At 72.2% G+C, this 13,152-nt stretch carries 12 protein-coding genes; 7 read left to right on the plus strand and 5 right to left on the minus strand.

Features of this window, described 5'->3' with window-relative positions:
* Positions 1-77: 77 nt before the first annotated feature.
* Both AB0N17_RS17410 and AB0N17_RS17415 read right to left on the minus strand, forming a co-directional pair.
* A complete protein-coding gene (locus AB0N17_RS17410) occupies positions 78-806 on the minus strand; it encodes a lysophospholipid acyltransferase family protein (protein WP_366012172.1) in 729 nt (242 codons plus the stop codon).
* A gap of 188 nt (positions 807-994) precedes the next feature.
* Positions 995-1,411: a DUF4395 domain-containing protein gene (locus AB0N17_RS17415; RefSeq protein ID WP_366012173.1), complete on the minus strand. Its 417-nt coding sequence runs from the start codon at positions 1,409-1,411 to the stop codon at positions 995-997.
* A gap of 75 nt (positions 1,412-1,486) precedes the next feature.
* Here AB0N17_RS17415 and AB0N17_RS17420 point away from each other — a divergent pair, with 75 nt between their 5' ends.
* The 6 genes from AB0N17_RS17420 (at position 1,487) to AB0N17_RS17445 (ending at position 7,888) form a co-directional block, all read left to right on the plus strand.
* On the plus strand, positions 1,487-1,900 hold the full coding sequence (locus AB0N17_RS17420) for a thioredoxin family protein (RefSeq protein ID WP_366012288.1): 414 nt from the start codon (positions 1,487-1,489) through the stop codon (positions 1,898-1,900).
* 208 nt (positions 1,901-2,108) lie between these two features.
* Complete coding sequence (locus tag AB0N17_RS17425) at positions 2,109-2,618, plus strand: flavin reductase family protein (protein WP_366012174.1); 510 nt, start codon at positions 2,109-2,111, stop codon at positions 2,616-2,618.
* Between the two features lie 230 nt (positions 2,619-2,848).
* The gene (locus tag AB0N17_RS17430) at positions 2,849-3,634 is read left to right on the plus strand and encodes an electron transfer flavoprotein subunit beta/FixA family protein (protein ID WP_366012175.1); all 786 of its coding nucleotides are present in this window, start codon (positions 2,849-2,851) and stop codon (positions 3,632-3,634) included.
* 54 nt (positions 3,635-3,688) lie between these two features.
* Positions 3,689-4,651, plus strand: coding sequence for an electron transfer flavoprotein subunit alpha/FixB family protein (locus tag AB0N17_RS17435; protein ID WP_366012176.1), 963 nt, complete (start codon positions 3,689-3,691; stop codon positions 4,649-4,651).
* A 183-nt stretch (positions 4,652-4,834) separates the two neighbouring features.
* A complete protein-coding gene (locus AB0N17_RS17440) occupies positions 4,835-6,133 on the plus strand; it encodes an aldolase (RefSeq protein ID WP_366012177.1) in 1,299 nt (432 codons plus the stop codon).
* Between the two features lie 231 nt (positions 6,134-6,364).
* Complete coding sequence (locus AB0N17_RS17445) at positions 6,365-7,888, plus strand: reprolysin-like metallopeptidase (protein WP_366012178.1); 1,524 nt, start codon at positions 6,365-6,367, stop codon at positions 7,886-7,888.
* A 107-nt stretch (positions 7,889-7,995) separates the two neighbouring features.
* On the opposite strand, the gene AB0N17_RS17450 is transcribed toward AB0N17_RS17445, so the two are convergent.
* Together AB0N17_RS17450 and AB0N17_RS17455 are read right to left on the minus strand one after the other, a co-directional pair.
* On the minus strand, positions 7,996-8,754 hold the full coding sequence (locus AB0N17_RS17450; protein WP_366012179.1) for a hypothetical protein: 759 nt from the start codon (positions 8,752-8,754) through the stop codon (positions 7,996-7,998).
* A gap of 7 nt (positions 8,755-8,761) precedes the next feature.
* Positions 8,762-9,811 carry a LacI family DNA-binding transcriptional regulator gene (locus AB0N17_RS17455; RefSeq protein ID WP_366012182.1) on the minus strand — a complete coding sequence of 350 codons (1,050 nt, stop codon included), beginning with the start codon at positions 9,809-9,811 and terminating at the stop codon, positions 8,762-8,764.
* A 210-nt stretch (positions 9,812-10,021) separates the two neighbouring features.
* Between AB0N17_RS17455 and AB0N17_RS17460 the strand changes: the two genes are divergently transcribed.
* Entirely contained in the window at positions 10,022-10,975 is a 954-nt protein-coding gene (locus tag AB0N17_RS17460; RefSeq protein WP_366012184.1) for an ROK family protein, read from the plus strand.
* A 132-nt stretch (positions 10,976-11,107) separates the two neighbouring features.
* On the opposite strand, the gene AB0N17_RS17465 is transcribed toward AB0N17_RS17460, so the two are convergent.
* Positions 11,108-13,126 carry an NPCBM/NEW2 domain-containing protein gene (locus AB0N17_RS17465; protein ID WP_366012185.1) on the minus strand — a complete coding sequence of 673 codons (2,019 nt, stop codon included), beginning with the start codon at positions 13,124-13,126 and terminating at the stop codon, positions 11,108-11,110.
* Positions 13,127-13,152: the final 26 nt, after the last annotated feature.

Genomic DNA, 13,152 nt, shown 5'->3' on the forward strand with positions numbered 1-13,152 from the left:
GCGGTGCCGGAGGGGGCCGGAGGGTGCCGGAGGGTGCCGGACGCCGGTCGGCAGTCGGCACGCCGTGCGGGACCGGCTCAGTGCACCTCGGCCGTGCGCAGCTGCTCCATCGTCGGCGCCGTGCCACCGAGGTGGGCGGGGAGCCACCAGGAGTCCTCCGCGCCCTTGGGGCGGCCCGGGTAGGCGCGCTGGGCGGCGTCGAGGAGTTCCTGGACGCGCTCGCGCAGCCGGCGGGTGATGGCGCCGGCGTACTGGTCGCGGGGTGCCTCCACCGCCTCGCCGACCCGGATCGTGACCGGCAGGTGGCTGCGCTTGAAGTTGCGGGGGTGACCCTTGGTCCACAGCCGCTGGGTGCCCCACACCGCCATCGGCACCAGCGGGACGCCGGCCTCCTGGGCGAGGCGCGCGGCGCCCGACTTGAAGCTCTTCAGGGTGAACGACTGGGAGATCGTGGCCTCGGGGAACACCCCGATGACCTCGCCGGAGCGCAGCGAGTCCAGCGCGTGCGCGAAGGCCGCCTCGCCCTGCGTGCGGTCCACCGGGATGTGCTTCATGCCGCGCATCAGCGGACCGGAGATCCGGTGCCGGAAGACGGACTCCTTCGCCATGAAGCGCACCAGGCGCTTCTGCGGCAGGGCCGCCAGGCCGTCGAAGATGAAGTCCAGGTAGCTGATGTGATTGCTCACCAGCACGGCGCCGCCCGAGCGCGGGATGTTCTCCGATCCCTGGCAGTCGATCTTCAGGTCCCAGACCTTGAACAACGTCTTGGCGAGACCGATGACGGGACGGTAGACCAGCTCTGCCATGGGCGGGGTGGACCCTTTCTGCTCTGCTCGGGAAAGGGGGGATCCCGGCGGGAAAGTTACGCAGCCGTAGGTTTACGGCGTCTCGCAGATCGTGCCCGAAGAACGGACGGGTAGCCAGTCCTGGTGCCCCGCGGCGGCGAGATCCTCGTCACGTCGGCCGGCACCCGCCTCGGGGCTCCGACCCCGCTTCACTCCGCCCGTACCGTGGCCCTCTTCAGAAGCAGGAACGTCTCGCATCCGAGGCAGTACCCGAACGCCGCGTTCAGGAAGGCGGCGGCGAGCGCGGCACCGGTCGCGGCCAGGCCCAGCCACTGCGGTCCCACCGTGAACCCGACCAGACCCAGCCCCGCGAACAGCAGCCCCACCGCCTGCGCGAACCGCGGCGGCTCCGGCGGTTCGAACTCCTTCGGCGGCCCGAGGCGCGGGCGTACCGCCGTGCGGAACGCCCAGCCGTACGGCGACCGCTGCACACCCGCGGCGGCGCCGAGCGCGAACGCCAGCGTCTGCCAGCCCAGTAGCCAGGCGTTCTGCGTGATCAAGGACACGGCCAGGACGGCCGCCGTCACGGCCGCCCCGAAGCGCGGCCCTCTCGCATCGATGTCCATGAATCAAGCATTCCGCAACGGAAACTCTTCCGGGAGCCGGGAATCTTTGCAGTCTCGTGAATGCTTGTGCGGATGATGAGCGGACTGATGGTGTGCGCGGCGGTGCTCGCGGCGGCGAGCGCCTACGGAGTGCTGCACAAGCGGCGGAACGGGAGAGTGCGGGTGCACGGGCGCGACGACGGCAGGCGGCTCGGAGCGGCCGAGCTGGGCGGCGAACTCGGTGAGCGGGCCACCCTCGTGCAGTTCTCCAGTGCCTTCTGCGCACCCTGCCGGGCCACCCGGCGCGTCCTCGGCGAGGTCGCCGGCATGGTTCCCGGCGTGACCCACGTCGAGATCGACGCCGAGGCCCACCTGGACCTCGTGCGCGAGCTGCAGATCCTGAAGACGCCCACCGTGCTGGTCCTGGACGGCGACGGCCGGGTGGTGCGGCGCGCCACCGGACAGCCGCGCAGGGCCGACGTCATCGCGGCCCTGGGCGAAGCGGTGTGAGGGGGTTTCAGGACGACGTGGGAGGTCTCCCGGATCCCGGACCGTACTTGACTGCGCGCACCACCTATCGTCAGCCTGACCGTATGCCGACCGAGATCCTTCTCCATGGGCGGGTGCACATCGACCTCGCCCGCACCGCGAGCGCCCGCTGTCCGGGCCGTTGAGCAGCCACGGACCCGCTCGCCCCCTCTCGCAGAAGGACACCTCGATGACGGCCACGCCCGACCTCGGCACCTACCAGCTCGCCTCTCCCGATCTGCTGCGCTCCACCTTCCGCCGGCATGCCGCCGGTGTCGCGGTGATCACCGCGCGCGGCGCTGCCGGCCCGGTCGGCTTCACCGCCACCTCCCTCGCCTCCGTCTCCGCCGAGCCCCCGATCGTCTCCTTCGGCATCGGCACCGGGGCCTCCAGCTGGCCCGCGATAGCCGAGACGGACCACGTCGGCATCCACATCCTCGGCGAGCACCAGGGCGAGCTGGCCGCCACCTTCGCGCGCAGCGGCGCCGACCGCTTCGGCGCGCCCACCGCCTGGCGCGAGGGCCCGGAAGGCGTGCCCGTGCTGGACGACGTGCTCGCCTGGCTCGTGTGCCGCGTCGTCGGGCGCGTCCCGGCCGGTGATCACCGGATCGTGCTCGCCGAAGTCGTCCTCGGAGACCCCTCCGGCTCCGGCCGCCCGCTCCTCTACCACCAGGGCCGCTTCAACGGCCTGCGGGATTGATCACGCGCCCCGTCTCCTGCGGAGCCGTCGAGTTCCGGTTACGCTGCGTTGCGAAGGTCACAGTTCAAAGCGCTTGCTTAGCGGGCACGAACTGGGTGTACTGACGAGTAATATTTCGGTCGGAGCGCGCGGACGAGCGCGCGGACGCCCCGACCGGGATCGGCCGCTTGAGGCGCCTATGCTGCCTCCAAGAGGCAGCCAGGAAATGACGATGCAGTAGGAGAGCCGGCGTGAGCTTGAGGATCGTTGTCACTGTGAAGTACGTGCCCGACGCCACTGGCGACCGGCACTTCGCCGATGACCTGACCGTCGACCGCGACGACGTGGACGGTCTGCTCTCCGAGCTGGACGAGTACGCGGTCGAGCAGGCGCTTCAGATCGCGGAGGAGGCGGACGACGCCGAGGTCACCGTCCTGACGATCGGCCCGGAGGACGCCAAGGACGCGCTGCGCAAGGCGCTGTCCATGGGTGCCGACAAGGCCATCCACGTCGAGGACGACGACCTGCACGGCACGGACGCCATCGGCACCTCCCTGGTGCTGGCCAAGGCCATCGAGAAGGCGGGCTTCGACCTGGTCGTCTCCGGCATGGCCTCCACCGACGGCACCATGGGCGTCGTGCCCGCGCTGGTCGCCGAGCGCCTGGGCGTCCCGCAGGTGACCCTGCTCTCCGAGGTCTCCGTCGAGGACGGCACCGTCAAGGGCCGCCGGGACGGCGACGCCGCCTCCGAGCAGCTCGAGGCGCAGCTCCCCGCGCTCGTGTCGGTCACCGACCAGTCGGGTGAGGCCCGCTACCCGTCCTTCAAGGGCATCATGGCGGCCAAGAAGAAGCCGGTGGAGTCCTGGGACCTGTCCGACCTCGACATCGAGGCCGAGGAGGTCGGCCTGGACGGCGCGTTCACCAAGGTCGAGGCCGCGAACGAGCGCCCGGCCCGCACGGCCGGCACCATCGTCAAGGACGAGGGCGAGGGCGGCAAGCAGCTCGCTGAGTTCCTCGCGGGCCAGAAGTTCATCTAAGGCCCCTTGCGTCGCTGACCGCCCCTCAACTTCTTTTCGCAGGAGAGCAATCCCATGGCTGAAGTCCTCGTCTACGTCGACCACGTGGACGGTGCCGTCCGCAAGCCCACCCTGGAGCTGCTGACCCTGGCCCGCCGCATCGGCGAGCCCGTCGCCGTCGCTCTGGGCAACGGCGCCGCCGACACCGCCGCCACCCTCGCCGAGCACGGCGCGGTGAAGGTCCTCACCCACGACGCGTCCGAGTACGCCGACTACCTCGTCGTGCCGAAGGTGGAGGCCCTGCAGGCCGCCTACGAGGCCGTCTCCCCGGCCGCCGTGCTGGTCCCGTCCTCCGCCGAGGGCAAGGAGATCGCCGCCCGTCTGGCGCTGCGCATCGGCTCCGGCATCATCACCGACGCCATCGACCTCGAGGCCGGCGACGAGGGCCCGGTGGCCACCCAGTCGGTGTTCGCCGCGTCCTTCACCACCAAGTCCCGGGTCGTCAAGGGCACCCCGGTCATCACGGTCAAGCCGAACTCGGCCGCCGTCGAGGCCGCCCCGGCCGCAGGCGCCGTCGAGGCCCTGTCGGTGTCCTTCTCGGACAAGGCGACCGGCACGAAGGTCACCGCGCGTACGCCGCGTGAGTCGACCGGCCGTCCGGAGCTGACCGAGGCCGCGATCGTGGTCTCCGGTGGCCGTGGTGTCAACGGCGCCGAGAACTTCTCGATCATCGAGGCGCTCGCCGACTCCCTCGGTGCCGCTGTCGGTGCCTCGCGCGCCGCCGTCGACGCCGGCTGGTACCCCCACACCAACCAGGTCGGCCAGACCGGCAAGTCGGTCTCGCCGCAGCTGTACATCGCCAACGGCATCTCCGGCGCGATCCAGCACCGCGCCGGCATGCAGACCTCCAAGACGATCGTGGCCGTCAACAAGGACGCCGAGGCCCCGATCTTCGAGCTGGTCGACTACGGCGTGGTCGGCGACCTCTTCGACGTCGTCCCGCAGCTGACCGAGGAGATCAAGGCCCGCAAGGGCTGAGCCCCCTCCTGGCTTCACGAGGCCCCTGTGACCTGCGCGGTCACAGGGGCCTCGGTGCATCCTGGTGACGACCGGCGAGCGGAGGACCACGGTCCGGACGGGGTGTTGACCAGGGGGAACCACCCGGATAACTTCATTCTACGGATTGTTGATTCCGTACAGCGGAAAACAGGAGGGTGTGGGATGGGTCAGCAGGAGAAGGTGGCGACGAGCCTCGCGGGCGCGGTCAGCGAGGAGATCAGTGCCTCCCTCGCACCGGTCGACGCGGAGCTGGAGCGCCGCTACCCCGGGGACCCGGGCACCCGGCAGCCCGTCCACACCGTCTACGTCCCCGGCGACGCCTTCGCCGCCGACACCCTGCGCACCTGGGGCGACCAGGCCCTCGCCCTCCTCGACGAGCACGCCCCGGACGCCGCCTCCTTCGCGGCCGTCCTGGGCCTGGCCGACGACCTCGCCGAGCCGGTCTACTCCCGCGTCCGCGCCAAGCTGGAGCGCGAGCCCGTGGAAGACCTGCGCGTCGACTTCGAGGACGGCTACGGCCCCCGCCCCGACGCCGAGGAGGACGCGACGGCGGCCCGCGCGGCCCGCCTGATCGCCGAGGCCTACCGCGACGGCACGGCCGCGCCGTACATGGGCATCCGCATGAAGTGCATGGAGGCGGCCGTCCGCGACCGGGGCATCCGCACCCTCGACGTATTCCTCACCGGCCTCATGGAGGCCGGCGGCCTGCCCGAGGGCCTGGTGCTGACCCTGCCGAAGGTCACGTACCCCGAGCAGGTGAGCGCGTTCGTCCGCCTCCTGGAGGCCTTCGAGAAGGCGCACGGCCTCGACGCCGGCCGGCTCGGCTTCGAGATCCAGATCGAGACCAGCCAGTCCATCCTGGCCACCGACGGCACCGCGGCCGTCGCCCGCATGATCCAGGCCGCCGAAGGCCGCGCCACCGGGCTGCACTACGGCACCTTCGACTACAGCGCCTGCCTCGGCGTCTCCGCCGCCTACCAGGCCAGCGACCACCCGGCCGCCGACCACGCCAAGGCGGTCATGCAGGTCGCCGCCGCGGGCACCGGCGTACGCGTCTCGGACGGCTCCACCAACGTCCTCCCGGTCGGCCCGACCGCCAAGGTCCACGACGCCTGGCGCCTGCACTACGGCCTCACCCGCCGCGCCCTCTCCCGCGCCTACTACCAGGGCTGGGACATGCACCCCGGGCACATCCCCACCCGCTACGCCGCCGTGTTCGCCTTCTACCGGGAGGGCTTCGAGCAGGCGGCCGGCCGCCTCGCCCGCTACGCCAACCGCGCCGGCGGTGACGTGATGGACGAGCCCGCCACCGCCAAGGCCCTCAGCGGCTACCTGCTGCGCGGCCTGGACTGCGGCGCCCTCGACATCGCCGAGGTCGCCCGCCTGACCGGTTTCACCCGCGCCGACCTGGAGGCTTTCGCAGCACCCCGGCGCGGCGACCTGACCGCCTCGGCGAAGTAGCAAGCCGTTCCCCGGCCCCGGCCGGCCGCACACCTCGCCCCCGCTGCCCCCGACGAGGAGGGCGCCGGGGGCGAGGCGCGTCCCGAGCGACGCGGTTCTCGCCGTCGCCGTTGGCGGCTGACCGGATGAACCTCCGGGCGACTTCGCCCCGGCGCGACCGCGTGCGCGGGCACGAAGCGCTCCGACGCTGATCATGGGACCGATTTCACCACAGAAAGGCTGACGTCCCCGATGCGTCGTTCCCTGCTTGCCGCCTGCACCGCGGCGACCGCCCTCCTCGCCCCCCTGCCACTGGCCATGGCCTCGCCCGCCGCACACGCCGGGACGGGCTCCAAAGAGCCCTGGGTGGTGCGCACCGCCGTGCTGCGCACCAACGCCAAGCAGTACGCCGACCTGTGCGACAAGCAGAAGGACGGGGTGCCGGAGTTCCGCACGTTTCCGCTCTTCCGCGGCCAGCGAGGCATCACCGCCGAGCGGGACTACTACCGCAAGGACACGGACGGCACGGTCTACTGGGAGGGCCACGACCCCAAGAAGCCCCAGGACACGGTGTCCCTGAACATCATCGGGCTCTGCGCGAAGGGGCCGGTCACCCTCGACGGCGTCATCGAGATCGGCACCAAGGACTACCTGTTCTCGCCCCTGCCCAAGCGCCCCGGCGAGTACCGCCTGCAGGAGATCGACACCACGAAGCTGCCGCCCAGCGGGCACCCGGGCGACACCGTGACGCTCCCGCGGTCCCAGCGTTCCGAGTCCGAGCAGAGGGCGCCGAAGGCCGACCCCTCCCACCCCGTTGCCATCGACGTCATCGTCCCCTACACCCCGGCTGCCGTCACTGAACTCGGCGGCGTCGCCGAGGTGCAGGCCCGGATCCGCTACGGCGTCAGCCAGATCAACAAGGCCCTCGCCGCCAGCCATGTGCCGGCCAGCGTGCACGTCGTCCACTCGTACGAGACGCCGCCGTCCGGCGTGCCCAACGAGAACGCCAACACGATGCTCAACAAGCTCAACAACCCCGGGGACCAGACGCTCGGCGCCCCGGCCCACGTCAACCGGGAGCTCTACGGCGCCGACCTGGTCGCCCTGCTCGCCTCCATCCCCATCCAGAACAGCTCCGGCTCGGCGAACCTGCCGCTGCCCGTGACCTCCCAGACCGGCGAGGCCGCCTACTCCGTCACGAGCGTCCTGTCGGTGAAGGACTGGGACAACCTGGGCCACGAGATCGGCCACAACCTGGGCCTCCGGCACGACCGTCAGACGGTCGCCACCAACGGTGAGCTGCCGCCGCCCGGCCCGCACGACGTCAACTTCGGCTGGATCACCGCCGACCACAAGTACCACACGCTCATGGCCTACAGCACGCCCTGCCAGCCCACCTGCAGGGTCATCAACCAGTACTCCAACACCTTCAACGTGACGCCCGACGGCGAGGCGCTCGGCAACTCGAGCAACAACAACGCCGCCGTCGCCCAGATCGCCACCCCCCTCGTGTCCGCCTACCGTGCCTCGAAGGTGACCAACCGGCACAACCTCACCCTGTCCGTCTCACCGGGAGGCGGCGGCTCGGTCTCCGTCAGCGAGTACGGCCCCTACGACCCGGGCACGCAGGTGACCGTCACCGCCCGTGCGGCCGCCGGGTACACGTTCGCGGGCTGGGAGGTCGACGGCGTGCGACAGAGCGACCCCACGACCGCGTACGAGATCACCGTGAACGCGAACCACAGCATCGTCGCGATCTTCCACCCCTCGACGTGACCGCGGATCCGTACCGCCCCTGACGGACGGACGGAACCGAAACGGCTGCCGGCCGCACCCGACGCGGCCGGCGGCCGGCTCCGGTCCGGCGGCGCCCCGCGGCCGGGCTACCGGTGCGTCGGCCCGACGGCGTAGGGCTCCAGCCCCGACTCCGTCACCCACTCCTGCTCGGCGAACAGCCGCGTACCCCGCGCGCACAGTGCGGGGTTCCCGCGGGCCCGGGCGCAGAACTGCTCCGGCGTGACACCGAACAGCTCCCTCAACGGGGCGCAGGACGTCAGGAGTTCGGTCAGCAGGATCTGTTGGCTGCCGGGATGCAGGCGCGGCACTCCGGCACCGTTGCTCAGTACCCCGTGCCGGTTGACGTACACGTACGCCCCGTCGAGCAGGCAGCCGTCGGGCAGCTCGACCCGCACGTCGGGGGCGGGCAGCCAGGCCCGCCGGAAGTTCCCGCCGGGCAGCGGAACGCCCTCGCTGGCGTCGATCGCGGCCAGTTGCCGCGGGTCCAGCCAGATCACGAACAGCTCGCGCACGGACCGCGGCGCCCTGACGGGCGAGGCGGAGACGTAGCCCATGCGGCTGACATGCGCGGAGACACCCACGTCGAGGCCGGTCACCCGGGTGCGCACCATGGGGATCGGGGAGTCGTTCCCGCACTCCGTCATCTTGTGCCGCAGCTGGCCGGGACTGGCGTTGGAGCCGACGGCCAGCACCGGTACCCGGTCCGCGTACACCAGACGCTCCAGCGGGAGCATCCGGTCGCGGTCCAGCAGCCCGGAGTCGGCGGGCCAGGCGCCGGGATAGGTCAGCGGATGGTCGCGGGCCGCCGCGTCGAGCCCGAGTTCCTCCAGGGTGTGTCCGGTCATCCGCGGCTCAGTCCGCCGGCGGCAGCTCGCCGGAGCCGCGCGTGATCAGGCGCGTGGGCAACTCGATGCGCTCCGGTGCGACCAGGGTGCCGTCCAGCTGGCGGAAGAGGCGTTCGGCCGCGGTACGGCCGAGGGCCGCCGAGTCCTGGGCGACGACCGTGAGACCCGGCCGCAGCAGATCGGCGAGCTCGATGTCGTCGAAGCCGACGAGGGCGACCTGCCGGGAGTGCTCGGCGAGGACCCGGATCACGGTGACCGTCACCCGGTTGTTGCCCGTGAAGACCGCGGTCACGGGGTCGGGTCCGGACAGCATCTGCGCCGCCGCCCGGCGCACCCGCTCCGGATTCGTCGCCCCGAGGGACATCCAGCGGTCCTCGACCGGTATCCCCGCGTCCTCCATGGCCGCCCGGTAGCCGCGCAGCCGCTCGGCGGCGGTGTGGATGCGGGGCATGTCGCCGATGAAGCCGATCCGGCGGTGGCCGTGCGCGATCAGATGGGCGACGCCGTCCCGGGCACCGCCGTAGTTGTCGGAGAGCACCACGTCGGCGTCGATGCGCCCGGCCGGCCGGTCCACGAACACCGTCGCCACGCCCGCCCTGATCTCGGGCTCCAGATAACGGTGGTCGTCCCCGGCCGGGATCACCACCAGGCCGTCCACCCGACGCGCGCACAGGGCCAGCGCCAGCTCCTGCTCGCGGTCCGGGTCCTCGGCGCTGGAGCCGTTGATCAGCAGAGCGCCGTGGGCACGGGCCACCTCCTCCACGGCTCGGCTGAGGGGGCCGTAGAAGGGGTCGGCGAGATCCTCCAGGATCAGTCCGATGCTGGCCGTGCGGCCCTTGCGCAGCACCCGTGCGCTGTCGTTGCGGCGGAAGCCGAGGGCCTCGATCGCCTCCTGCACCCGGCGCTCGGTGTCGGGCGTGACGCCGGGCTCGCCGTTGACCACCCGGGACACCGTCTTCAGCCCGACCCCGGCCCGCGCCGCCACGTCCTTCATCGTCGGGCGGTTGCCGTAGCGGTTTGCGGTGAGGCCGTTTGCGCTGCGGGTGGTCTCGGGCACGATGCGCTGTCCTGTCCTGTCGTCCGTGTCCACGGGGGAGGTGCGCCATCCGTGGGCTTGTATGAGGATGTGGCGTCGAGCATAGAGCCTGGACAACGTTGTCAGATGCGAGAGAGACTGTCCACCGCTGTCAGTCGGCCTGCGCCCCCACCGCTCGACCGGCCTGCGTCTTCGATCGACATCACGCTTCAACGGGGAGATCTGACTCTGATGCACACCGACCTCGTGGCGGCCCTGGACATCGGCGGCACCAAGATCGCCGGCGCTCTGGTGGACGACGACGGCCGGATCCTGGTGCGGGCCCAGCGCGGCACGCCTGCCCAGCAGGACGGCGAAACGGTCATGCGGGCCGTGGAGGAGGTGCTCGGCGAACTCGCCGGGTCGCCCCTGTGGGGACGCGCGGGCTCGATAGGCATCGGCAGCGCCGGCCCGGTGGACGCCTCCGCGGGCACCGTCAGTCCGGTCAACGTGCCCGGCTGGCGGGACTTCCCGCTGGTCGAGCGGGTGAGCCTGGCCACCGGGGGCCTCCCGGTCGAGCTGATCGGGGACGGTGTCGCGATCACGGCGGCCGAGCACTGGCAGGGCGCCGCCCGGGGGCACGACAACGCGCTGTGCATGGTGGTCTCCACGGGCGTCGGCGGCGGCCTGGTCCTGAACGGCCGGCTGCACCCCGGCCCGACCGGCAACGCCGGTCACATCGGTCACATCAGCGTCGACCTCGACGGCGACGCCTGCCCGTGCGGCGCGCGCGGCTGTGTGGAGCGCATCGCCAGCGGTCCCAACATCGCGCGCCGCGCCCTGGAGCAGGGCTGGCGGCCCGGGCCCGACGGCGACACCTCGGCCGCCGCGGTGGCCGAGGCGGCCCGCGCGGGCGACCCGGTCGCCGTGGCCTCGTTCGAGCGGGCGGCGCAGGCGCTGGCCGCGGGCATCGCGGCCACCGCGACCCTGGTGGAGATCGACATCGCGGTGATCGGCGGAGGCGTCGGCAAGGCGGGCGACATCCTCTTCACCCCCCTGCGCAAGGCGCTCACCGACTACGCCACCCTGTCCTTCGTCCACCGTCTGACGATCACCCCGGCCCAGATGGGCACCGACGCGGGCCTGGTCGGCGCCGCGGCGGCCGCCCTGAGCCGCAGGCCGGACGCGACGGCGGCGGGGGTCTGACGCCGGTCCCGCCGTCCGGGCGGGGACACCGTGGCGGGGGCGCGAGCCCGGCGGCGCGCGGCCGTCGAGCCTCGCGCCGCCGCCCGGAGCCGGTTCGCCCGGAGCCGGCCGGTGCGCAGGGCCCGACGGCGCTCAGCAGGTGAGGCGGGCGTCGGCCCAGTCCGCCTGGTCCGAGTCGATGCCGTCTCCGCCGTCCGTGACGACGAGGCGTACCACCTGGGCGCCGGTGACGTCGGCGGTGAGGGGCCGGGCCGGCATCGCGTTGGTCAGGACGTCGGTCGAGGCGGCCTTCTTGCCGTCCGCCCAGATCTCGAAGGCGACCGTGCCGTGCGTGCCCTTCTCGTCGTCGAGGCCGACGTCCGCGGTGACCTTCTCGCAGGCCTCGCCGGTGTAGAAGGAGATGTCGCTCAGGGCGTGGACGCCGAGTCCCTTGGCGTACGCGGACCCGCCGACGCTGATCGGGTGCCCGTCGCCCGCCCCGCTCTCCCCGTTGCTGCTGTCGCGTTCCGCCGGCCCCCAGCCGCTGACCGCCGACAGCCACGGCAGATCGCTGAGGTACGACGTCCCGGACGGCGGCGGCTGCACGACGGCCGCGGTCAGCGGGAGCGTGCCGGTCACGCGCTCCCCGGACGGCGAGCGGTAACTCGCCCGGAGCGTGAGGTCGTAGGACCCGGCCGGGGTTCCGGCGGGCGCGGTCACCCGCCACGAGGTGCGCAGCGACCGGCCGGTGGGGAGGGCGTCGGCGGTGGTCGCCAAGGCGGGGCGCACCGTCCACCCGTCGGGCCCGGTCAGGGACACGGACACCCGGCGTGCCGGGGTGCGGCCGAGGTCGGTGACGGTGCCGGCCAGTGTGGCCGGGGTGCCGGCCTCCAGCAGCGGGCTGCCGTCCAGGCCGAGGTCGACGGCGGGCGGGTGGCCGGCCCAGTCGGTGTCGGCCGCGACGCGCACCAGGACCGTGCCGTGGGCGGGGACGGTGGCCGCGATGGTGCCCGCGGTGTTGTAGTCGCGGTGCTGCCACAGGTCCCGCAGGGTGTAGGCGGGGGCCTCGGGCAGGCCGGTCGCGTCCGCCGTGGTGGCGATCCGCTGGGCGGTGGCGGACTCGTTGAAGAGGGCCACCGCGCGGCTGCCGTCCTTCATCTCCTTGGCGATCACCCAGCGCCCGCCCGCGGAGGAGACGACCGTGCCCTGCTTGCCGAGCGGGTCCTGGTCGACGGCGATGACGTCCTTGTTGTCCAGGATGTCGAAGGCCGCCGGCGAGGCCTTGCGCAGATCGGTGCCGATGAGCAGCGGCGCGGCCATGACGGACCAGAGGGAGAAGTGCGAGCGGTACTCGGTGTCGCTCATGCCGCCGTTGCCGACCTCGAGCATGTCGGGGTCGTTCCAGTGGCCGGGTCCCGCGTACGGGGCGAGCGGGAGGTTCTGCTTCACGATCGACAGCATCGAGGACCAGCTGTCGCTGATGTCACCCGTGGTCCGCCACAGGTGGCCGACGTCCGCGGCCCACTGCCACGGCTTGTTCTCGCCCCATTCGCAGATGCTGTAGACGATGGGCCGCCCGGTCGCCCTGAGCGCGTCGCGCATGGTCGTGTACCGCTGCTTGGCGTCGACGCCCTGGTTGTTGCAGTTGTCGTACTTCAGGTAGTCCACGCCCCAGTCGGCGAACTGTCGGGCGTCGCTGTACTCGTGGCCCAGCGCGCCCGGGAAGCCCGCACTGTTGCAGGTCTTGGTGCCGGCGCTGGTGTAGATGCCGAGCTTGAGGCCCTTGGCGTGGACGTAGTCGGCGACGGCCTTGATGCCGTGGGGGAAGCGGGCCGGGTCGGGCACCAGCTTGCCGTCCGCGTCGCGCTTCGGCAGGGCCCAGCAGTCGTCCAGGTTGACGTACTGGTAGCCCGCGTCCTTCAGGCCCTTGGCCACGAAGAGGTCCGCGATCCCCTCGACCATGGCCTCGTCGAAGTCGGCGCGGCAGTGTGTGGAGTTCCAGTTGTTGAAGCCCATGGGCGGAGTGAGGGCCAGACCGTCGGCCGACGCGGCGGAGGCGGACGCCTCGTGGGCCTCGGCGGCCGCCGGAGCGGCCGCCGCCGTCGTGAGCACCAGGGCGGTGAGCGCGTAGACCACTCTTCGGCGGGTCGTGCCGGTGTGCGGGTGACGCATCGCTGACGTACCTCCGGCTCGCGAGA

The sequence above is a fragment of the Streptomyces sp. NPDC051133 genome (assembly GCF_040682635.1).
Classification (GTDB): Bacteria; Actinomycetota; Actinomycetes; order Streptomycetales; family Streptomycetaceae; genus Streptomyces.